General features: G+C 67.9%; 20 protein-coding genes. 11 read left to right on the forward strand and 9 right to left on the reverse strand.

What is annotated here, in order from left to right; genetic code table 11:
• Nucleotides 1-173: 173 nt before the first annotated feature.
• Nucleotides 174-1,166: an ABC transporter ATP-binding protein gene (locus AM590_RS08715; RefSeq protein WP_058827134.1), complete on the reverse strand. Its 993-nt coding sequence runs from the start codon at nucleotides 1,164-1,166 to the stop codon at nucleotides 174-176.
• Between the two features lie 111 nt (nucleotides 1,167-1,277).
• Here AM590_RS08715 and AM590_RS08720 point away from each other — a divergent pair, with 111 nt between their 5' ends.
• Nucleotides 1,278-1,532: a hypothetical protein gene (locus AM590_RS08720; protein ID WP_058827135.1), complete on the forward strand. Its 255-nt coding sequence runs from the start codon at nucleotides 1,278-1,280 to the stop codon at nucleotides 1,530-1,532.
• Here AM590_RS08720 and AM590_RS08725 read toward each other — a convergent pair.
• Complete coding sequence (locus AM590_RS08725; RefSeq protein ID WP_058827136.1) at nucleotides 1,529-2,389, reverse strand: 3-hydroxyacyl-CoA dehydrogenase family protein; 861 nt, start codon at nucleotides 2,387-2,389, stop codon at nucleotides 1,529-1,531. The genes AM590_RS08720 and AM590_RS08725 overlap by 4 nt on opposite strands.
• Before the next feature lie 124 nt (nucleotides 2,390-2,513).
• Between AM590_RS08725 and AM590_RS08730 the strand changes: the two genes are divergently transcribed.
• The 4 genes from AM590_RS08730 to AM590_RS08745 all read left to right on the forward strand — a co-directional run bounded on the left by AM590_RS08730 (nucleotide 2,514) and on the right by AM590_RS08745 (nucleotide 7,141).
• The gene (locus AM590_RS08730; RefSeq protein ID WP_058827137.1) at nucleotides 2,514-3,443 is read left to right on the forward strand and encodes a helix-hairpin-helix domain-containing protein; all 930 of its coding nucleotides are present in this window, start codon (nucleotides 2,514-2,516) and stop codon (nucleotides 3,441-3,443) included.
• Between the two features lie 301 nt (nucleotides 3,444-3,744).
• Complete coding sequence (locus AM590_RS08735) at nucleotides 3,745-4,638, forward strand: class 1 fructose-bisphosphatase (RefSeq protein WP_058827151.1); 894 nt, start codon at nucleotides 3,745-3,747, stop codon at nucleotides 4,636-4,638.
• Nucleotides 4,639-4,847: 209 nt separating this feature from the next.
• Nucleotides 4,848-6,593, forward strand: a complete 1,746-nt coding sequence (locus tag AM590_RS08740) for an acyl-CoA carboxylase subunit beta (RefSeq protein WP_058827138.1) — start codon at nucleotides 4,848-4,850, stop codon at nucleotides 6,591-6,593.
• A 188-nt stretch (nucleotides 6,594-6,781) separates the two neighbouring features.
• Nucleotides 6,782-7,141 (forward strand): DUF5658 family protein, encoded by a 360-nt coding sequence (locus tag AM590_RS08745; RefSeq protein WP_058827139.1) that lies wholly within the window; start codon nucleotides 6,782-6,784, stop codon nucleotides 7,139-7,141.
• Here the strand turns inward: AM590_RS08745 and AM590_RS08750 are convergent.
• Nucleotides 7,125-7,589, reverse strand: coding sequence for a DoxX family membrane protein (locus tag AM590_RS08750; protein ID WP_082677696.1), 465 nt, complete (start codon nucleotides 7,587-7,589; stop codon nucleotides 7,125-7,127). The two genes, AM590_RS08745 and AM590_RS08750, sit on opposite strands and share 17 nt — an antisense overlap.
• Nucleotides 7,590-7,656: 67 nt before the next feature.
• On the reverse strand, nucleotides 7,657-8,226 hold the full coding sequence (locus AM590_RS08755) for a MaoC family dehydratase (RefSeq protein ID WP_342766461.1): 570 nt from the start codon (nucleotides 8,224-8,226) through the stop codon (nucleotides 7,657-7,659).
• Between the two features lie 127 nt (nucleotides 8,227-8,353).
• Here AM590_RS08755 and gdhB point away from each other — a divergent pair, with 127 nt between their 5' ends.
• From gdhB to pyrI, 5 genes are all read left to right on the forward strand, one after another.
• Nucleotides 8,354-9,640, forward strand: a complete 1,287-nt coding sequence (gdhB, locus tag AM590_RS08760) for a glutamate dehydrogenase GdhB (RefSeq protein ID WP_058827141.1) — start codon at nucleotides 8,354-8,356, stop codon at nucleotides 9,638-9,640.
• 51 nt (nucleotides 9,641-9,691) lie between these two features.
• Nucleotides 9,692-10,531, forward strand: coding sequence for a CoA ester lyase (locus AM590_RS08765; protein WP_058827142.1), 840 nt, complete (start codon nucleotides 9,692-9,694; stop codon nucleotides 10,529-10,531).
• Nucleotides 10,532-10,668: 137 nt separating this feature from the next.
• Nucleotides 10,669-11,922 (forward strand): Glu/Leu/Phe/Val dehydrogenase, encoded by a 1,254-nt coding sequence (locus tag AM590_RS08770; RefSeq protein WP_058827143.1) that lies wholly within the window; start codon nucleotides 10,669-10,671, stop codon nucleotides 11,920-11,922.
• 218 nt (nucleotides 11,923-12,140) lie between these two features.
• Entirely contained in the window at nucleotides 12,141-13,058 is a 918-nt protein-coding gene (gene pyrB / locus AM590_RS08775) for an aspartate carbamoyltransferase (RefSeq protein ID WP_058827144.1), read from the forward strand.
• Nucleotides 13,051-13,518, forward strand: coding sequence for an aspartate carbamoyltransferase regulatory subunit (pyrI, locus tag AM590_RS08780; RefSeq protein ID WP_004977049.1), 468 nt, complete (start codon nucleotides 13,051-13,053; stop codon nucleotides 13,516-13,518). Before pyrB ends, pyrI begins: the two co-directional genes overlap by 8 nt.
• Before the next feature lie 6 nt (nucleotides 13,519-13,524).
• Here the strand turns inward: pyrI and AM590_RS08785 are convergent, their stop codons facing one another.
• Nucleotides 13,525-15,069, reverse strand: coding sequence for an ATP-binding protein (locus AM590_RS08785; RefSeq protein WP_058827145.1), 1,545 nt, complete (start codon nucleotides 15,067-15,069; stop codon nucleotides 13,525-13,527).
• Nucleotides 15,070-15,480: 411 nt separating this feature from the next.
• On the opposite strand from AM590_RS08785, the gene AM590_RS08790 reads away from it, so the two are divergent.
• On the forward strand, nucleotides 15,481-16,356 hold the full coding sequence (locus AM590_RS08790; protein WP_058827146.1) for a hypothetical protein: 876 nt from the start codon (nucleotides 15,481-15,483) through the stop codon (nucleotides 16,354-16,356).
• A gap of 302 nt (nucleotides 16,357-16,658) precedes the next feature.
• On the opposite strand, the gene AM590_RS08795 is transcribed toward AM590_RS08790, so the two are convergent.
• The 4 genes from AM590_RS08795 to AM590_RS08810 form a co-directional block, all read right to left on the reverse strand.
• Entirely contained in the window at nucleotides 16,659-17,417 is a 759-nt protein-coding gene (locus tag AM590_RS08795; protein WP_058827147.1) for a glucose 1-dehydrogenase, read from the reverse strand.
• A gap of 148 nt (nucleotides 17,418-17,565) precedes the next feature.
• Complete coding sequence (locus AM590_RS08800; RefSeq protein ID WP_058827148.1) at nucleotides 17,566-18,282, reverse strand: ThuA domain-containing protein; 717 nt, start codon at nucleotides 18,280-18,282, stop codon at nucleotides 17,566-17,568.
• A 76-nt stretch (nucleotides 18,283-18,358) separates the two neighbouring features.
• Nucleotides 18,359-19,168 carry an enoyl-CoA hydratase/isomerase family protein gene (locus tag AM590_RS08805; protein WP_058827149.1) on the reverse strand — a complete coding sequence of 270 codons (810 nt, stop codon included), beginning with the start codon at nucleotides 19,166-19,168 and terminating at the stop codon, nucleotides 18,359-18,361.
• Nucleotides 19,169-19,237: 69 nt separating this feature from the next.
• On the reverse strand, nucleotides 19,238-20,036 hold a 799-nt coding region (locus AM590_RS08810; RefSeq protein ID WP_058827150.1), incomplete at its 5' end, for a mandelate racemase/muconate lactonizing enzyme family protein.

Raw genomic sequence — 20,036 nt, forward strand, 5'->3', positions numbered from 1 at the left:
GAGCGCGACCCCGCCGCCGGCCGCGCCGGCCGCGATGCCGCCGGCGACGAGGACGGCGACCAGCCCGATGACGGCGGTCCGGCGGTCGAGCGTCCCCGCCGAGCGCGATACCTCCCAGCGGGCGATGCGGAGGACGGTCCGGGCGTGGGCGACCAGTCGCGTTCGGAGGTCGGTCACGACTGCCCGTTACCTCCGGGGACGCGCTGTCCGTGCTCGCCGGCGACGTGCTCCCCACTGGCGGCCGCGCCGCGACCGCCCTCGGCCTCGCCCGTCGTCGGCGCTTCGCGGGCGAGTCGGAGGAAGATGTCCTCCAGCGACGCCTCGTCGGTTCGGATGTCGGCGACGCGGCCGCCGGCGGCCTCGGCCGCCTCGCGGAGCGACTCGACGGCCGCCATCTCGTCGACGACGGCGACGTGGCGCGCTTCGCCGTCGGCTCCGACCTCGTCGTCCGCGGGCAGGGTCTCCGCGAGCGGGACGGTCGTGAAGACGCGATAGGTCGTCTCGCCGTGTTCCGCGCGAATCTCGGGGACCGTCCCCCGGGCGATGATTTCGCCGCGATTCATGATGACCACGCGGTCGCAGATGGACTCGACGTGAAAGAGGTTGTGCGCGCTGAAGACGACGGTCTTGTCCTCGTCGCGGAGTTCGCGGACGAACTCCAAGACGACGTTCGTCGTCAGGGGGTCGAGGCCGCTGGCCGGTTCGTCGTAGATGAGCAGGTCGGGGTCGTTGACGAGCGACCGGGCGATGGCGACCTTGCGCTTCATTCCCTTCGACATGTCGCCGAGCCGGCGGTCGCGGTATTCGAGGTCGAGACGGTCGAGCACCGCGCCGGTTCGCTCGTCGGCCACGTCGCGGGGCACGTCGTAGAGGTCGGCGAAGAATCGGAGGTACGACCGCGCGGTCATGTCCTCGTACAGCGGCGACTCCTCGGGGAGAAAGCCGAGCTTGCGCCGCATCGCCGGCTCCTCGGGGTCGTACCCGAGCACCGACGCTGACCCACCGGTCGGTTCGACGAGCCCGGCGAGCATCTTCAGCGTCGTCGTCTTCCCCGCGCCGTTGGGGCCGACGATGCCGAACACCTCGCCCGACTCGACCGAGAAGTCGCTTCCCACGACGGCGGGGAAGTCGCCGTAGGTCTTCCGCAGGTTCTCGACCGTAATCATTGAGAGACCTTCACGCGGGACGGGATAAAAGGGTTCGCGCGGGGTTTCAGGATTGATAGCCTTCCCCTTCGCGGGGCAACAGTTTCGTCTCCCCGGGGCCAAGGTGAGGGTATGCCCGCAGACGACTACCTCTCGCCGTCGTTCGTCCTCTTCGTCGGCGGATTCGTCGCCGCCGTGTTCCTGTTCGGCGCACTCCTCGCCTTCGTCGCCGCCGCCGGTTCGCAGACCGTCGAGGGGCTGGCTGTGGCGCTGGCAGGACTCGGCGGGCTATTTCTCGTCGCGGGGGCCGTCGGTGCCGGAGTGATGCGCTATCGCCGCGGCTCGGGGTCGGCGTCGAAGACGACGGCGGCCGGGGAGCGCCGCTAGTCGTACTCGTAGAAGCCCTTACCCGTCTTCTTCCCGAGGTCGCCCGCCGCGACCTTGCGCTTGAGCAGGTACGCCGGCTTGTAGCGGTCGCCGAGTTCTTCGAACAGCGTCTCGGAGGCGTCCAGACAGATGTCGAGGCCGATGTGGTCCGCGAGGGTGAGCGGCCCCATCGGGACGTTCGTGCCGAGGGTCATGCCGCGGTCGATGTCCTCCTTGGAGGCGACGCCCTCGTCGTAGGCGCGGATGCCCTCGTTGAGCCACGGCATGAGAATGCGGTTGGTGACGAAGCCGGGCTTGTCGTCGGACTCCCACGTCTCCTTGCCGAGGGCCTCCGAAAAGTCGTGGGCGAACGCGACGACCTGGTCGTCGGTCTTCTCGCCGCGGACGACCTCGACGCCCTTCATAATCGGAACGGGGTTCATGAAGTGGAGGCCGACGACGAGTTCGGGGCGCTCGGTCGCGGCCGCAATGGTCGTGATAGAGAGCGTGCTGGTGTTCGTCGCCAGCACGACGCCCTCGGGGACGATGTCGTCGAGGTCGGCGAAGATGTCGCGTTTCACGTCCATGTTCTCGACGGCCGCCTCGACCACGAGGTCGCAGTCCGCGAGGTCCGCGAGCTCGGTCGTTCCCGAGATGCGCCCCTTGGTCGCGTCGGCCTCGTCCGCGGTCAGTTTCTCCTTCGAGACGAACCGCGAGAGGCTGTCGTCGATGGCCGACAGGCCGCGCTCGACGTACTCCGTTTCGAGGTCGCGCATGACCACGTCGTAGCCGGCCATCGCGGCCACCTGCGCGATGCCGTTGCCCATCGTTCCCGCGCCGACGACGCCCACCGTGTCGATATCTTCGGTATCGTACATGTCCGGGTCTGCGCGAGGTGGGGAGGTAAAACTTGCCGATGCGTTCGGAATAGTGACAGACTCGTGACTACCACGGGAAGACTCAAGTCGGGCGCAAGAATGGGGATATGCAACGGTGACTGGGGTGAACGACGCCGGCAGACACGACGAAGACGACGCGGGCGGGGACGGAGGGGAAGCCGTCCCGGACGCGCGCCGGAGCGACGGCGAGGGCACGAACCGGGCAAACGAGGCGGACGAGGCGGACGAGGGGCCGTCGAACCCCGACGAGGCGCTGACGCACCTGCTCAGACCGCGAGGTGCCCGCGCGAGCGACGCGGTTCCGACCGAGTTGCAGGACCTGAAGTTCGTCGGCCCGGCGACCGCCGAGTCCCTCGCCGAATCGAACATCGACGTGGATGCTATCGTCGACGGCGAGGTGTGCTACCGCGACCTCGTCGCCGCCGGCGCGAACCCCGGCGTGGCGGCGAAGATTCGGCGCTGGCACTCGCTTTCGTGGTCGTTCAACTCCGGCGACGACCTCGACCGACGCTCCTCGCAGGTTCGCGGACTGGGCGACGACGAGCGCGCGTGGGTCGCCGCGAGTTCGGGTGACTGGGATGCGGCTGACCCCGCGGACGAGAGCAACGAGGACTCCGGCGATTGGGCCCCTGAGGGCCGGGGCGAAGCGACGGAGACGAACGGCCCGGCACGGGACGGAGACTGGACGCCATCGGGGTCGGACGACGATGCGGGCGACGACGCAGAAGCGCGATCGAAGCCGGCGGCATCGGGGGATTGGACACCAAGCGGGCGGCAGACGACGGGTGCGTCAGCCGACGGCTCGGGAGACGCGCTCGCGGCCGAGGCGGCGTGGCGAGAGCGGTCGAAGCCGAAGCCGCTGACGACGCTCGCGGGCGTCGACGAGGACGACGCGGAACTGCTCGCCGAGGCAGGCGTCCGCTCCGTCAGGCGACTCGCCACCGCGGACCCGGAACACGTCGCCGACGCTCTCCAAATCGACGCGACCGTCGTCAGCGCGTGGAAGGCGCAGGCGCGCGACGCGATGGAGTGAGCGCCCCACCAGCCACCTCCGAATTTTTACTATCTGAGTAGTAATTTCCATTCGGAGAATCATTTGCCGTAATATTTCGTTACGAACCTCATAACGGCCGAATTCGACAATATCTCCTAAACCACTCTAGACGTAGCTTTTATATAGGTAGTTACACCACTTTGAATCAGATGATGCCCGGTTCCGCCACGGCCGTCGACTCCCCGCAGACGGTATCTCCCGCCCCGACGATGCTCGGGGAACGTTCCCGCCTCGCCGACGATTCACGCCCGACCCGCCGACGCTCCGAGGGGTGGGCCTGATGGCGACGACGGACATCAACACCGCCGACACCGCCCGCGACATGCAGATCATCGACGGCGTGGTCGACGTTATCGCGAGCACCGCGCCCGAGATTCGAACCGGTCTGCCCGGCCGCCGCGTCGCCGCCGAGGACGAGAACCCGAGCGGCGAGACGCAGATGGCCGCCGACGTGTTCGCGGACGACCTCCTCTGTGAACGCATCGGCGCGCTCGAAGGCGTCGGCGAGTACGCCAGCGAAGAGCGCCCCGAGTCCGTCGACGTGGGCACCGGACGCCTGTCGGTCGCAGTCGACCCGCTCGACGGCTCGTCGAACCTGAAGCCGAACAACACGATGGGGACCATCTTCGCGGTGTACGAGGCCCCGCTGCCGGCCCACGGCCGCGACCTCGTCGCCGCGGGGTACGTCCTCTACGGCCCCGTCATGACGATGATCGTCGCCCGCAACGGGACCGTCGACGAGTACGTTATCCACGACGACGCGAGCCACGAACTCGTCCGCGAGGACGTCACCCTCCCCGACGAGGGGTCGGTGTACGGCTTCGGCGGCCGCGTCCCCGACTGGACCGACGACTTCGAGGCGTTCGCCCGCGAGGTCGAACAGGACCCCTCGCGCAAACTCCGCTACGGCGGGTCGATGATCGGCGACGTGAACCAGATTCTGACCTACGGCGGCATCTTCGCGTACCCCACGCTGGAGTCCGCACCCGAGGGCAAACTCCGCGTCCAGTTCGAGGGCTACCCCATCGGCTACGTCATCGAGACGGCTGGCGGCGCGACCTCTGACGGCACGAAGTCGCTCCTCGACGTTGACAAAGACGACCTCCACGCGCGGACCCCGATGTACGTCGGCAACACCGACCTCGTGGCGAAACTCGAAGCGGCGCTGGACTGAACGCGCGGCCGACCCGTCTATTCGCGGGACGAGTCCGCCGACCGTACCGACCACATCGAGCGGACCGAAACGACCGGGCACACTCGTTTTCCGCGGACCAAACAGTCGACAGCCGCGGGTCTCCGTCCAGATAGTCGTCGGCCTCCAACGGACCGGCCGGCAAATCGTGCATGGAAAACCATTTTGAATACGGTGGTGCATCACCGAGTATGAAGGTCAGAATCGGCGACGGCGCGACCGGCGACGAGGCCGAGGCCATCGCCAACGCGCTGGCGCGACACCTCGGGACGGACGTGAACGTCTTCGTCGGCGACGGCGAGGAGGCCGTCGCGGACGCCGAACCGCCCGCGGACGCCTTCCCGCTGGACGACGACATGGGGCCCACAGAGCGCGAGGAGAAACTCCGCGAGGAGATCGCGGACATCCTCGGCGGCGGCCCCGAGAAGTACAAACAGCGCCTGCCGGAGTCGGGAAAGCTGTTCGTCCGCGACCGCCTCGACCTCTGGTTCCCGGAGGGGCTGAAGTTCGAAGACGGCAAGTTCGCCAACTTCGACTCGTGGCACGAGAACTCCCCCGAGGTCGACGAGGCGGACCCGAACACCCGTCTGCCGGGTGACGGTCTCCTCACGGGTGCCGCCGAGTTCGAGGGCCGCGACCTCCACTTCATGGCCAACGACTTCACCGTCAAGGCCGGGTCGATGGCCCGCCGCGGCGTCGAGAAGTTCCTCCGCATGCAGCAGCGGGCGCTCAAGACGGGGAAGCCGGTGCTCTACCTGATGGACTCCTCGGGCGGCCGCATCGACCAGCAGACCGGCTTCTTCGCCAACCGCGAGGGCATCGGGAAATATTACTACAACCACTCGATGCTCTCGGGGTACGTTCCGCAGATATGCGTCCTCTACGGGCCGTGTATCGCCGGCGCGGCCTACACGCCCGTCTTCGCCGACTTCACCATCATGGTCGAGGGGATGTCCGCGATGGCCATCGCCTCACCGCGCATGGTGAAGATGGTCACCGGCGAGGAGATATCCATGCAGGACCTCGGCGGCGCGCAGATGCACGCCGAGGAGTCCGGCAGCGCTGACCTCGTCGCCCGCGACGAGGCGCACGCCCGCGAACTCGTCTCCCAACTCGTCACCTACCTCCCCGACAAGGCCGGCGAGAAGCCGCCGCGCTCCGAGTCGAAACCGCCGCGGTACTCGCCCGACGGCATCGACGAACTCATCCCCGAGTCGCCGAACCGCCCCTACGACGCCCACGACCTCATCGAGCGCGTCGTCGACGCGGAGTCCGTGTTCGAACTGAAGCCCGACTACGGCAAGGAAATCGTCACCGCGTTCGCCCGCATCGACGGCCGGCCGGTCGGCATCGTCGCCAACCAGCCCACGGAGCGGTCGGGAGCCATCTTCCCCGACGCCGCCGAGAAGGCCGCGGAGTTCATCTGGACCTGCGACGCCTACGAGATTCCGCTTCTCTACCTCTGTGACACGCCCGGCTTCATGGCCGGGTCGCAGGTCGAAAAGGACGCCATCTTGGAGAAAGGCAAGAAGTTCATCTACGCCACGTCGTCGGCGACGGTGCCCAAACAGACCGTCATCGTGCGGAAGGCCTACGGCGCGGGCATCTACGCCATGGGCGGCCCCGCCTACGACCCGGAAAGCGTCATCGCGCTCCCCTCGGGCGAAATCGGCATCATGGGCCCCGAAGCGGCCATCAACGCGGTCTACGCGAACAAGCTCGCCGACGTCGACGACCCCGAGGAGCGGGCGCGGATGGAAGACGAACTCCGCGAGGAGTACCGCGAGGACATCGACGCCCACCGGATGGCGAGCGAGGTCGTCATCGACGAAATCGTCCCGCCGTCGAACCTCCGCGACGAACTCGTCGCCCGCTTCGAGTTCTACGCCGACGTGGACAAGTCGCTCCCGGACAAGAAGCACGGAACGGTGCTCTGAGCCGACTCGACGGTTAATGCTCCGTTTTTCCGGCGGGTAATCTCACGGTAACTGACCTAAGCGGTTCGTACTGAGGACGGTCGGGGTGCTACGGACCTCATCGTCGGCCGACTCCCGTTCCGCCCCACTCGAACCCACCCGACCCGTCACGTCCCGGCTTCGGGGCCGTCGCCTGCCGATAGCCCGACATGAGCCACGAAGTCCCCCTTCCCGAGACGCCCCGAGCGGCACTCGCACACGCGATAAGCGACGAGCACGTCCTCTGGACCGTGACGATGCTGGCGTTCGTCCTCGACGTGTTGACGACGCTCTACGGGCTCGGCCGGGGCCTCGCCGAACTGAATCCCGTGGTCCTCGCGCTCATCCCCACGCTCGGCCCGGTGGGCGCGCTCATCTCGCTGAAACTCGTCGTCCTCGCGGTCGCGGTCGTCGCGTGGCATGTCCTCCCCAGCCGCTACCGTGGCGCGATTCCAATCGGCGTGGCCGTCCCGTGGGGCGTCGCCGGGCTGATGAACACCCAACTCATCCTCGTCACGGTGTTCGGGTAGGCCGCCGGAGCGACTCGACCAAGACGGCCCACGCGAGCCCCGCGAGCCCCGCGAGCCCGATGTCGCGGGCGAGCACGTCGCCGAACAGCCCGCCTTCCGCGACGAAGACGACCGCGAGATAGAGACACGTCGCCGACAGCGAGACGGCGGCGACAGCGCTCGCCAGGGCGGTGTAGCGGTCGGCGACGATGGCCGCGCCGAAGCCGACTTCGAGGACGCCGTTTACGAGCATGAACGTCACCGGGGAGACGACGAGCAGCGGCGCGAGCCACGGGACGACGTAGGCCGACCACGAAAGCGGGTCCAGAAGCTTGTGGACGCCCGCGGCGAACACCATCGCGCCGAGGCCGACCCGGGCGACGGTCATCGGGTCGGGTGCGCGGGCGGCGGCGGAGGCGGCCCAGTCGGCGACCGACGCGGTCCGCGCGGAGAGGCCGTCGAAATCCATGTCCGGCCTAGCGACGCCGGGGAGAAAACGGTGCGGGTGGGCGGGGAGGCCGGAACGGTCCGCCGACTCAGGCGTCGTCGGGGTCGGCGTCGTCGTCAGCGGCGAACTCGCGTTTCAGCGACAGCGCCGTCCGCTCGAACTCGCAGACGAGGTCGTCGTCCTGATTGAACACTTCCACTTTCATCGTCACCACGCCGCGCTCGCCGTCGGAGGTCTCGCGCTTGTCGAGGACGGTCGTCTGCGCCCGGAGCGTGTCGCCGTGGAACACCGGGTTCGGGTGGGACACGTCGTCGTAGCTGAGGTTCGCCACGATGGTCCCGTCGGTCGTGTCGGGAACCGAGAGACCGACCGCGAGGCTCATCGTGTAGAGGCCGTTGACCAGTCGCTCGCCGAACTGCGAGTCGACCGCGAACTCGGCGTCGAGGTGGAGCGGTTGCTGGTTCATCGTCATGTCGCAGAAGCGCTGGTTGTCCGACTCCGAGACGGTGCGGCGCTTTTCGTGTTCGATGGTCCGGCCGACCTCGAACTCCTCGTAGTACAGACCGGTCATGGTGAATCGTGTGACAGACCGTGATAAAACCGTGCCGGTCGGCCGTACTGTGTGACAACTATTGCCCCGAGCGAAACCAGATAACAACCATTATAATTATCCACAATAGAGGATTGCGAAAGCGCCCGATGGCGACCGATTCGACGGTCGCAGCGGGCGCGGGACAGCGCGTCTGTCTCCCGGCTCAGCCGGCATCCGCCCGGCACGAACCAACATGGCATCCGCAGCACCATCAACCGCGACGGACGACGAACCGACGGAAGAGACAGCCCTCGAGACGGCCCGCCGGCAGCTCGAACGCGCGGCGGCGCACCTCGACGTCGACCCCGGCGTCATCGAGCGGCTCCGACACCCGAATCAGGTCCACCGCGTCTCGGTGCCCCTCGAACGCGACGACGGCTCGACCGCGGTCTACACCGGCTACCGCGCCCAGCACGACAGCGTCCGCGGGCCGTACAAAGGCGGCCTCCGGTTCCACCCCGGCGTGACCGAAGCCGAGTGCATCGGACTCTCGATGTGGATGACGTGGAAGTGCGCCGTGATGGACCTCCCGTTCGGCGGCGGGAAAGGCGGCATCGTCGTCGACCCCAAGGACCTCTCGACCGACGAGAAAGAGCGACTCACCCGCCGGTTCGCAGAGGAGCTTCGGCCCTTCATCGGCCCCACGAAGGACATCCCCGCGCCCGACATGGGCACCGACGCCCAGACGATGGCGTGGTTCATGGACGCCTACTCGATGCAGGAAGGCGAGACGACGCCCGGCGTCGTGACGGGCAAGCCGCCGGTCGTCGGCGGGAGCAAGGGCCGCGACACCGCGCCTGGCCGCTCCGTCGCCATCATCGCCCGCGAGGCCATCGACTACCTCGGCTGGGACATCGAAGACACCACCGTCGCGGTACAGGGGTTCGGTTCGGTCGGTGCGCCCGCCGCGCGACTCCTCGACGACGAGGGCGCGACGGTTGTCGCCGTCTCCGACGTGAACGGGGCTATCTACGAACCCGACGGCCTCGACACCCGCGACGTGCCGACCCACGAAGAAGAGCCCGAGGCGGTCATGAAGTACGACGCGCCGCGGAAGCTCTCGAACGAGGAACTCCTCGAACTCGACGTTGACGTGCTCATCCCCGCCGCTGTCGGCAACGTCCTGACCGCCGAGAACGCCCGCGACGTGCAGGCGAACCTCATCGTCGAGGGCGCGAACGGCCCGACCACGTCGGCCGCGGGCGAAATCTTCGAGGCACGCGAGCTTCCGGTCGTCCCCGACATCCTCGCCAACGCCGGCGGCGTCACCGTCTCGTACTTCGAGTGGTTGCAGGACCTCAACCACCGCTCGTGGTCGCTCGAACGCGTCCACGACGAACTGGAGACCGAGATGCTCCGCGCGTGGGACGCCGTCCGCGAGCGCGTCGAGGAACACGACGTGACGTGGCGCGACGCCGCCTACATGGTCGCGCTCGAACGCGTCTCCGAGGCCCACGAACACCGCGGCCTCTGGCCCTGAGCCGGGTCGCCGACGAGTCGATATTTCACCGTTCCCCTCGATACACACACTATGCCCCGACGCAGCGTTTTGTTCTCCCCCGGCGACCGACCCGAGCTACTGCGGAAAGCCCCCGGTGCGGGCGCTGACGTACTCGTCTTCGACCTCGAAGACGCCGTCTCGCCCGACAGGAAAGCCGAGGCTCGGGAGACCGTCGCCGCGGTCCTCTCGGAGCCCGACTTCGACCCCGACGCCGAGGTCGCGGTCCGCGTCAACCCCGGCGACGCCGGGCGCGACGACATCGCCGCCGTCTGCACCGCCCACCCGCCGGACGCGCTGGTCGTCCCGAAGGCTACGAGCGCCGACGACGTGACGAGCGTCGCCGGCGCGGCCCGCGAGGCCGGCGCGGACTGTCCCGTCATCGCCATCGTCGAGAGCGCGGCGGGCGTCCTCGCCGCCCCCGAAGTCGCGGCCGCGCCCGACACCGCCGCGGTCGTCTTCGGCGCGGAGGACTTCGCCGCCGACGTGGGCGCGACCCGGACCGACGACGGGACTGAGGTGCTCTACGCCCGCGAGCGCGTCGTCGTCGCGGCCGCGGCCGCCGGCGTCGACGCCATCGACACCCTTCACGTCGACTATCAGGACGAGGCTGGACTCCGCGAGGACGCCGTGTTCGGCCGGCGACTCGGCTACGACGGGAAACTCGCCATCCACCCCGCGCAGGTGCCCGTCATCAACGAGGCGTTCTCGCCCGACGACGAGGACGTGGCGTGGGCGAAGAAGGTGCTCCGCGCCCGCGACGAGGCCGCCAGCGAGGGCCGGGGCGCCTTCGGCGTCGACGGCGAGATGATAGACGCGCCGCTCGTCAAGCAGGCCGAGAACATCCTCGACCGCGCCGGCGAGTCGTACTGAGCGCTCCCGGGCCGGCGCGACGACGCCGCGGTCGAGTCCCGACGTTCGTCACATTTTATCAATGGGTATGTGTCTCAATACTGTGGTATGCTAAAATCCCCGCTACGCTTAACCGGATGCCCGGAGCGTATTAGGACATGGCACAAGAGGCGAATCCCTTCGAGAGTCTACAGGAGCAAATCGACGATGCGGCCGCCTACCTTGACGTGCGCGACGACGTTATCGAGCGGCTGAAGAACCCCGAGCGAGTCCTCGAGACGAACCTTGCCGTCGAGATGGACGACGGCGACGTCGAACTGTTTCGCGCCTACCGGTCGCAGTTCAACGGCGACCGCGGCCCGTACAAAGGCGGAATTCGCTACCACCCGAACGTCAGCCGCGACGAGGTGAAGGCGCTTTCGGGCTGGATGGTGTACAAGTGCGCCGTCGTGGACATCCCCTACGGCGGCGGCAAGGGCGGCATCGTCATCGACCCTAAGGCGTACTCCGAGTCCGAACTCGAACGCATCACCCGGTCGTTCGCCAAGGAGCTTCGCCCCCTCATCGGCGAGAGCCGCGACATCCCCGCGCCCGACGTGAACACCGGCCAGCGCGAGATGAACTGGATTAAGGACACCTACGAGACCCTCGAAAACACCACCGCACCGGGCGTCATCACCGGCAAGGCGCTCTCGAACGGCGGGAGCGAGGGGCGCGTCGAGGCGACCGGCCGCTCGACGATGCTCACCGCCCGCGAGGCGTTCGACTACCTCGGCCGCGACATCGAGGGCGCGACCGTCGCCGTCCAGGGCTACGGGAACGCCGGCTCCGTCGCCGCGAAGCTCATCGACGACCTCGGCGCGTCGGTCGTCGCCGTCTCCGACTCCTCCGGCGGCATCTACGACCCCGACGGTCTCGACACCCGCGCGGTCAAGCAGTTCAAAAACGAGACGGGCACCGTCTCCGACTACGAGGGAACGGAGGCCATCACGAACGACGAGCTTCTCACCCTCGACGTGGACCTGCTCGTCCCCGCCGCACTGGAGAACGCCATCGACGGGGAACTCGCCCACGACGTGAACGCGGACATCATCGTCGAGGCCGCCAACGGCCCGCTCACCCCCGACGCCGACGACGTGCTCACCGAGAGCGAGGTCCACGTCTTCCCCGACATCCTCGCCAACGCCGGCGGCGTCACCGTCTCGTACTTCGAGTGGGTCCAGAACCGCCAGCGGTTCTACTGGACCGAAGACCGTGTCAACGACGAACTGGAGCGCGTCATCGTCGACGCCTTCGAGGAGCTCGTCGACGCCTACGAGACCCACGACCTGCCGAACTTCCGAACCGCGGCCTACGTCGTCGCCATCCGACGCGTCGTCGACTCCTACGACTCCGCCGGCAACTGGCCGTAGGGTCTGAATCAGTCGTCGCCTCGGCGGTTTCGTCCTGCCGTCTCGGCGGTTTCGTCCTGCCGTCTCGTCGCTTCGTCGCCTCGTTTTCCGACCGTTTCGCCCGCGTTTCTGTGTCCGCCGCGCTCGCCGATATCGCCGATTCTGTGCATGGTGGTGAATATCACTCGAAGCGTTCGATGCCGGGGGATTCAAGTCGGTGTAGGTCGCGTCATTCATCGATGCGTCAGGACCACCTCATCTCCGCGTCGCACCTCTCGCGGGAGGACATCGAGGCGGTGCTCGACCGCGCGGCCGACATCGACGACGACCCGGCCGCGTTCCGGCAACGACACGCCGGAAAGGTTCTCGGGCTCTGTTTCTTCGAGCCGAGCACGCGAACTCGGATGAGCTTCGACTCCGCGATGAAACGCCTCGGCGGCCAGACCGTCGATATGGGACCGGTCGAATCGTCGTCGGTCAAGAAGGGCGAGACGCTCGCCGACACCGTCCGCGTGGTCGAGGGCTACGCGGACGCGCTCGTGCTCCGACACCCGAGCGAGGGCGCGGCCACGATGGCCGCCGAGTTCGTCGACGTGCCCCTCGTCAACGCGGGCGACGGCGCAGGCCAGCACCCGAGCCAGACCCTCCTCGACCTCTACACCATCCGGGAGAACGCCGGCCTCGACGACCTCACCATCGGCATCATGGGCGACCTGAAGTACGGCCGGACGGTCCACTCGCTGGCCGAGGCGCTGACGAACTTCGACGCCAGCCAGCACTTCATCAGCCCCGAGAGCCTGCGACTCCCCCGGAACGTCCGCTACGACCTCCACGCCTCGGGCGCGCAGGTCAGAGAACACACCGAACTCGACGAGGTGCTCCCCGAACTCGACGTGCTCTACGTGACGCGCATCCAGCGCGAGCGCTTCCCCGACGAAAACGAGTACCGAAAGGTCGCGGGACAGTACCAGATCGACTCGGAGACGCTGGAAGCGGCGGCCGACGACCTCACAATCATGCACCCGCTGCCCCGCGTGGACGAGATTTCGCCGGACATCGACGACACCGACCACGCGACGTACTTCGAACAGGCTCACAACGGCATCCCGGTCCGGATGGCGCTGTTGGACATCCTCCTCTCCCAAGACGATGACTGACGACCACCAACTCCGCGTCTCGAAGATTCGAAACGGCACCGTCATCGACCACGTCGCCGCGGGGCAGGCGCTCAACGTCCTCGCCATCCTCGGCATCGACGGCACCAGCGGGGAGGCGGTCTCGGTCGGGATGAACGTCCCCTCCGACCGCCTCGGCCGCAAGGACATCGTGAAGGTCGAAGGCCGCGAACTGAGTCAGTCCGAGGTGGACGTGCTGTCGCTCATCGCGCCGGCCGCGAGCATCAACATCGTCCGCGACTACGACGTGGTCGAGAAGAACCGCGTCGTCCGCCCCGACGCCGTCGCGAGCATCATCTCGTGTCCGAACAGAAACTGCATCTCGAACGCCGACGAGCCCATCCGGTCCCGTTTTACCGTCCTCTCGGACGGCGTGCGCTGTGACTACTGCGAGACCATCGTCCGCGAGGACGAAGTCGCGGCCAACCTCGACGTGAACTGACCGTTTTTAGGAGTCGTCCGACGCCCTTTTTCCCGCGGCGCTCGCCTGACAGCGGTGGTCCTCGTCGGCGAACTCGACGCCGTCGAACTCGAAGCGCGCGCCGCCGGTCGCCGCCGACCCGACGGAGACGGTCCAGCCGTGGGCCTCCGCGAGCGACCGGACGATGTCGAGGCCGAAGCCCGTCCCCTCGGCCGAGGTGGTGAAGCCGCGCTCGAACACCCGCGCGGCGACGGCGTCGTCGATACCGGAACCGTCGTCTTCAACCGCGAACGCGTCGTCAACCGGCGACGCGGCGACCCGGACGGTCAGCGGCGAGGTTCGACTGCCCGCGGAGCCGTGTTCAACCGAGTTCCGAAACAGGTTCTCGAACAGCCGCTGGAGCCGACCGGGGTCGGCGTGAACCGTCGCCGAGGACTCGACGACGAGCGCCGCGTCGCCCGTCTCGACCGAGTTCCACGCCCGGCGGGCGACCGCTTCGAGCGAGACGGGCGTGAAATCGATGACCACCCTTCCGCTTCGGGCCGCGGCCAGCACGTCGTTGACGATGTCGCTAATGCGCGCGAGCGAGGTCGCGACTCGTTCGAGGTTCTCGGAGTCGTTCGTCTCCCGCTCGAGGTCGAGAAATCCTACCGAGATGGAAAGCGGATTCCGGAGGTCGTGAGAGAGGACCCGCGCGAACTCGCCGAGGCGCTCGTTTTGCTGTGCGAGTTGCTCTTCGTGTTGCCGGCGGGTGGTGATATCGCGGCCGACGCCGCAGAACCCGACGACGTCCCCCTCCGGTCCCGTGAGCCGGCGACCGGTGAGTTGGAACAACAGCGTGCCGTCGTCGGTCGGGAGCCGCGCTTCGACGACCGTGGTTCCCGTTCGCATGACCTCTTCGACGGCGCGCTTGACTGCCGGCCGGTCGTCCTCGTGGAAGAACGCGTCGGCCGACATGCCGGTGAGTTCCGCGTCCGACAGACCGGTGAGCTCCGAGAGCCGCTCGTTCCACGAGACGAGGTTCCCCTCGCGGTCGTAGACGTAGAACACGTCGTCGAGCGCGTCGAGCGCGTCCTCGATGAACCACCCCGTATCGACCGACTCCCCGACCCGCTCGACCGTCTCGCGGGCGGCCCGCTTCTTGCGGTGTTCGCAGGCGAGTCGCCGGACCCGCGAGCCGAGCGCGTCGGCCGGGTCGGTGGCGGCCTCGGTGTCGTCGGCGTCGTTGTGCTCTTCTCGTCCAAGGAACTCCTCGCGGGCGAGATACGCGTCGATAGCTAAATCAACCAGTTCGGTCACGGAGTGGTCGGCGTCACCGGGCGCGAGGAAGACGACCGGGAGGTCGTCGTCCGCCGCTCGGAGCTCGCGGAGCAACGAGACGGCGTCGCCGTCGGGAAACGCCGCGCCGAGGACGAGACAGTCGTACGCGTCCTCGCCGTCGAGGGCGCGGCGGGCGGCGGCGAGCGTCGCGGCCGAGTCGACGGCGGCGTTCGGGACCGACCGCTGGACGACGCGGGAAATCGCGCGGTCGCCGTCGGCGGAGAGAACGCGAGACGGGGAATCGAATAGCATCGGTCGGAAGGGAACGAACTGAACGACTGACAGAATGCTCCCATATAATATAACTTTTCTGTGGATTTTGTCACTTAATTAACGGCAGCGGAAAACGTGTATCCAGTTTCTGGTCGGTTGCCGCGTGTGTCTCGGTGTCGTAATCACTTAGTGCGGTGCGGTCGAAGTTCTCGGTATGTCCAAGAAGGCCAAACTGGTTCTGGTACTGGCACTCGTGGCGGTCCTCTACACCGTGTTCTCCGGGAGTGGAGACACCGTCGAAGTCGAGATCGAAGAGTAACCACTTTCTCGCGTGCTCGGCCGCGTTCGGCCGGGTTCGCCTCACTCGCGGCCGGCCAGTGACGACGCCCGAAGAGGAGGTGCACGCCCGAGAGCGAACGACTTACCCGATGTCCGCGCGAAGGCGGAGCCATGTACGGGGTCGTCACGCGCAACGAAGAGGAAGTCGACTGGCCGGAGTTCGACCGCGGCTTCTACGAGGTCAAGGACGTCACCGGTCGGGCGGCCGAACCACTGTCGAACGCCGTCAACATGATATCGTGTTTCGGCGATAACGCCGCCGCCAACGAGAGCCCCGAGTTGGTCCCCGTCGACGGCGAGGGAAACCCGGCGACGCGGGACCGCACGTACTTCGACTGGGCGTACATCTGCCCGACGAACGAGAAGTACCGCACCGGCCTGCTCGAAATCGTCGAGGACGCCGCCGCGGCCAACGGCGACGTTCGCCTCGACGACGTGGGGTTCCCGCGCGACGAGTACTGCCGGTGTGACCGGTGTACCTCGCAGTTCGAGGCGTGGGCCGCCGACCGCGACCGCGACGCCGACGACGAGGACGCCTGGTTCGAGTGGCGCGCCGAGGTCATCACCGACTTCGTCGCCGACGCGGCCGAGCGCGTCCCCGGTCGCCTGTATCTCACGCTCTATCCGGACCCCTACCCGGGCCACCTCTACCGCCGCGCCGGCCTCGATATCGAGGCGCTTTCGGCGCACGTCGACGAGTTCGTCGTCCCCCTCTACGACACCAACTACGGGACGACCTACTGGCTCGAAACCATCGCCCGCGGCTTCGTCTCGCTGTTGGAGCCCTACGACGCCGACTTCTCGCTCGAACTGTACGCCGTGAACGTGGACGTGGACGACCTCATCCACGCTATCGAAGTCGCAGACGAGTACGCGAAAGACGTGCTGTTCGGCTACGACGCGAGCAACGCCGCCGCGACGCTCCGCCGGATGACCGCCGATGGCTCTCGCGGGAAGACCTACCACCCCGACGACGCGACCCGCTGAGCGCGAGACTCGACGCGCCGGCGAGAGGACCGGAGTCGACCCAACCTCAGAACGCGCCGGCGAGAGGACCGGAGTCGACCCAACCTCAGAACGCGCCGGCGAGGTAGCCGATGACGACGATACCGAGGAGGAAGACGAGCGCCGCGAACGCGAACAGGGCGAACATCAGTCGCCGCTGTCCGCTCGTCGGTTGTGCCATGGGCGTTCTCCGGACCCCATCCACTTATGATAGTCGGCGCTCCGGACGGTCCCGTTCGGGCGGTCGAACTCCGGCGGAAAAAACGGGGCTCTGCGCGGGTCGGCTACGGGACGACGTAGCCGCCGTCGATGACCATCGGGTGGCCGGTGACGAACGATGCGTCGTCCGAACAGAGGTAGACGACCGCGCTGGCGATTTCTTCCGGCTTGCCGAGGCGACCGATTGGCTCGTCTTCGAGCAGCCCCGCCCTCGCCTCGTCGTTGCCGGCGGTGAACCGCTCTATCATCGGCGTCTCGATGACGCCCGGACAGACCGCGTTGACGCGGACGTTCTCGGTCGCCACTTCGAGCGCGGCAGAGCGGGTGAGCCCGATGACACCGTGTTTGGCGGCGTAGTAGTGCGCGAGGTTCGCGCCACCGGTCAGTCCCGCCACGGAAGACGTGTTGACGATAGCGCCCCCGCCGTTCTCGACGAGGCGCGGAATCTCGTACTTCAGGCCGAGGAACACGCCGGTCAGGTTGATGTCGATGACCCGCTGGAAGTCCTCGATGGACATCTCGGCGATGGGACCGGGCGTCCCCTCGATGCCCGCGTTGTTGTGCGCGAAGTCGAGGCCGCCGAACTCGCTGACCGTCCTGTCGACGAGACTCGCCACGTCGCTTTCCTTCGAGCTATCGGCTTCGAAGAAGACGGCCTCGCCGCCCTCGCTTTCTATCTCTCGGACGACCTGCTCGCCGGCGTCCACCTGCACGTCCGAGAGCGCGACCATCGCGCCCTCCTCGGCGAACCGGAGCGCGGTCGCCCGTCCGATACCCGACGCCGCGCCCGTGACGAGCGCGACTTTCCCGTCGATTCCCTTCATGATATCACCACGACCCGCCGGCCGTCCGGACGGCGTAGTCGTGCGTGCCAGTAGGTGTCACTCGGGAATAACGCCTCTTCAGGGACGCGTGACGCTCTCGCAGCCGAGAAAAACCGATTGCTTCGTCCGCTCTCGCAGTCCGCCCGCCTCAGTCGAGGTCTTCGATGGGCTCCGCGTTGCCGAAGTACGGGTCGGGGCCGTCGCCGGGGGCCGCCCAATCGACGGCGTTATCGAGGACGGTGCGAACCTCCTCTTGCTCGTAGATGGGGTAGGTCTCGTGGCCCGGCCGGAAGTAGAAGACGCGGCCCTTGCCGCGGGTGTAACAACAGCCGGAGCGGAACACCTCGCCGCCCTCGAACCACGACGTAAAGACGAGTTCGTCCGGCGCGGGGATGTCGAACCGCTCGCCGTACATCTCGGCGCGGGGGACCTCGAACGACTCGTCAAGGCCGTCGGCGATGGGGTGGCCCGGCTCGACGACCCAGACGCGCTCTTTCTCGCCCGATTCGCGCCACTTCAGCGAGCAGGTCGTCCCCATCAGGCGCTTGAACGGCTTGGAGTAGTGCCCCGAGTGGAGCACGAGCAGCCCCATCCCGTCGCGGACGCGGTCGACCACGCGGTCGACGATGTCGTCGTCCACCTCGTCGTGGGCCTTGTGGCCCCACCACGCCAGCACGTCGGTGTCGTCGAGGACCGACTCGGTGAGCCCGTGTTCCGGTTCGTCCAGCGTGGCGGTCTGCACGTCGTAGCCCGCCTCGCGGAGTCCCTCGGCTATCGTCGCGTGGATACCGTCGGGGTAGATTTCGGCGACCTCGTCGTTTTCCTTCTCGTGTCGGTACTCGTTCCAGACGGTGACGGTGACCATACTCCCGCCGTCGCCGGGCGGCGACAAGTATGCACCGAACGCGGGGGCGGTCCACGGCGGTCGCCCATCGGGTCGGCTACGTCCCTTCGAACGCCGGTTCCCGCCGACTCATGAACGACTCCACGCCCTCGGCGTGGTCGTCGGTCTCGAACATGACCGCCTGCGCCGACGCCTCGTGTTCGATGGCCGCTTCGATGGAGTCGTCCGGGCGGCGGAGCAGACGCTTTGAGGCGGTGAGCGCTTTCGTCGGACCGCCGGCGATGCGCTCCGTGAGGGCGGCGAGTTCGGATTCGAACTCGTCCTCGCCCGCGACGCGGTTCACGACGCCGAGTTCCAGCGCCCGCTCGGGACCGAGTTTCTCGCCCGTGTAGACGAGTTCCATGGCGACGTTGCGACCGACGAGCCGCGGAAGGAGGTACGACAGCCCCGAATCGACCGCGAGACCGACCCGACGGAAGCCGAAGCCGATGGAGGCGTCTTCGCGGAGGAGTTGGAGGTCGCAGGCGATGGCGAGCGCGCCGCCCGCGCCCACGGCCGGGCCGTCGATGGCCGCGACCGTCGGCAGGTCGCACTCGTAGACGCGGCGCACGCAGTCTGCGGTGTCGCGGACGACGTGGTCGACCGCCTCGGGGAGCGTCATCGCGTCGGCCTGTAGCTCTAACATGGCGTTCACGTCGCCGCCGGCGCAGAACGCGCCGGCCTCGTCGCTCCCGCGGAGGACGACACAGCGCGCCTCGTCGGGGAGCGAGTCCAGCGCCTCGCGTACGCCGGCGGTGACTTCGACCGTCAGCGCGTTCCGAACCGCCGGAGCGTCCAGCGTCACCGTCGCCACGCCGCCGTCGAGCGCGAGTCGTACCGCGTCGGTGTCGAGTTCGACCTCGGTCATTTCCCGGTTCGACGTGCAGAACCGTGAAAAACGTTTGGACCGTGGAGAGTTGAATCGTCGGCGACCGGCTCAGGAGAACACCGCGTCCACGTCGATTCCGAGTCCGGGCCGGTTGGGGACGCGCATCCGGCCCTCGCGCACGGGTACCGGGTCGGCCGCGAGGTCGGCGTCGAGGAGCGACGCGGTCGCCAGTCCGTGCGCCCGGTCGCCGGGGAGCGACGCCGCGACGTGGAGCGCGCCGAGTCGGGCGACGACGGCGTCGATGGTGGTCGTGACGACGACCTCCACACCGACGTCGCGGGCGCGAGCAGCGAGGTCGCGGACGCGGTCCGGTCCGCCGAGCGCCATCGGCTTGCAGACGAGCACATCCGCCGCGTTCGAGGCGAGCGCCCGCCCCGGCGGGACCGCGGAAAGCGACTCGTCGAGCGCGATGGGCGTGTCGTGGAGCCGTCGGAGCACGGCGTGACCGTCGAGTTCGTCGGCCGGAAGCGGCTGTTCGAGGTAGTCGAGGTCGAGGCCCGACTCCTCGACCGCGCTCAGGAATCGGTCCGCAGTCCAGCGGTCCCACGCGGCGTTCGCGTCGGCCCGGAGCGACACGTCGGGACCGACCGCCTCGCGGACCGCCCGCAGGCGCGCCGCGTCGTCGGTCGGGTCGCGCGCGCCGACCTTCAGTTTGAGACAGTCGTACCCTGATTCGACGGCGGTCTCGGCGGCCTCGACGGTCGTCTCGGGATCGTCGTCGCCGAGGGTTGCGTTCACCGGAAGCGAGGTGTGCGGGTCGGTGGCTAGGGACGCGGCGAGCGGTCGGCCGGCGGCGCGAGCGCGGGCGTCGGCGACGGCGAGCGAGGCGGCGTGTCTCGCCGCGGGC

Source organism: Haloferax sp. Q22 (assembly GCF_001482285.1).
GTDB lineage: Archaea > Halobacteriota > Halobacteria > Halobacteriales > Haloferacaceae > Haloferax.

Bases quoted from the DNA above. Each gene is read 5' to 3' on its own strand.
- AM590_RS08715 (WP_058827134.1), bottom strand. From the start codon at position 1,166: ATGATTACGGTCGAGAACCTGCGGAAGACCTACGGCGACTTCCCCGCC.
- AM590_RS08770 (WP_058827143.1), top strand. From the start codon at position 10,669: ATGGCACAAGAGGCGAATCCCTTCGAGAGTCTACAGGAGCAAATCGAC.
- AM590_RS08735 (WP_058827151.1), top strand. From the start codon at position 3,745: ATGGCGACGACGGACATCAACACCGCCGACACCGCCCGCGACATGCAG.
- AM590_RS08720 (WP_058827135.1), top strand. From the start codon at position 1,278: ATGCCCGCAGACGACTACCTCTCGCCGTCGTTCGTCCTCTTCGTCGGC.
- pyrI (WP_004977049.1), top strand. From the start codon at position 13,051: ATGACTGACGACCACCAACTCCGCGTCTCGAAGATTCGAAACGGCACC.
- AM590_RS08765 (WP_058827142.1), top strand. From the start codon at position 9,692: ATGCCCCGACGCAGCGTTTTGTTCTCCCCCGGCGACCGACCCGAGCTA.
- pyrB (WP_058827144.1), top strand. From the start codon at position 12,141: ATGCGTCAGGACCACCTCATCTCCGCGTCGCACCTCTCGCGGGAGGAC.
- AM590_RS08750 (WP_082677696.1), bottom strand. From the start codon at position 7,589: ATGGATTTCGACGGCCTCTCCGCGCGGACCGCGTCGGTCGCCGACTGG.
- AM590_RS08785 (WP_058827145.1), bottom strand. From the start codon at position 15,069: ATGCTATTCGATTCCCCGTCTCGCGTTCTCTCCGCCGACGGCGACCGC.
- AM590_RS08800 (WP_058827148.1), bottom strand. From the start codon at position 18,282: ATGGTCACCGTCACCGTCTGGAACGAGTACCGACACGAGAAGGAAAAC.
- AM590_RS08725 (WP_058827136.1), bottom strand. From the start codon at position 2,389: ATGTACGATACCGAAGATATCGACACGGTGGGCGTCGTCGGCGCGGGA.
- AM590_RS08790 (WP_058827146.1), top strand. From the start codon at position 15,481: ATGTACGGGGTCGTCACGCGCAACGAAGAGGAAGTCGACTGGCCGGAG.
- gdhB (WP_058827141.1), top strand. From the start codon at position 8,354: ATGGCATCCGCAGCACCATCAACCGCGACGGACGACGAACCGACGGAA.
- AM590_RS08745 (WP_058827139.1), top strand. From the start codon at position 6,782: ATGAGCCACGAAGTCCCCCTTCCCGAGACGCCCCGAGCGGCACTCGCA.
- AM590_RS08795 (WP_058827147.1), bottom strand. From the start codon at position 17,417: ATGAAGGGAATCGACGGGAAAGTCGCGCTCGTCACGGGCGCGGCGTCG.
- AM590_RS08740 (WP_058827138.1), top strand. From the start codon at position 4,848: ATGAAGGTCAGAATCGGCGACGGCGCGACCGGCGACGAGGCCGAGGCC.
- AM590_RS08805 (WP_058827149.1), bottom strand. From the start codon at position 19,168: ATGACCGAGGTCGAACTCGACACCGACGCGGTACGACTCGCGCTCGAC.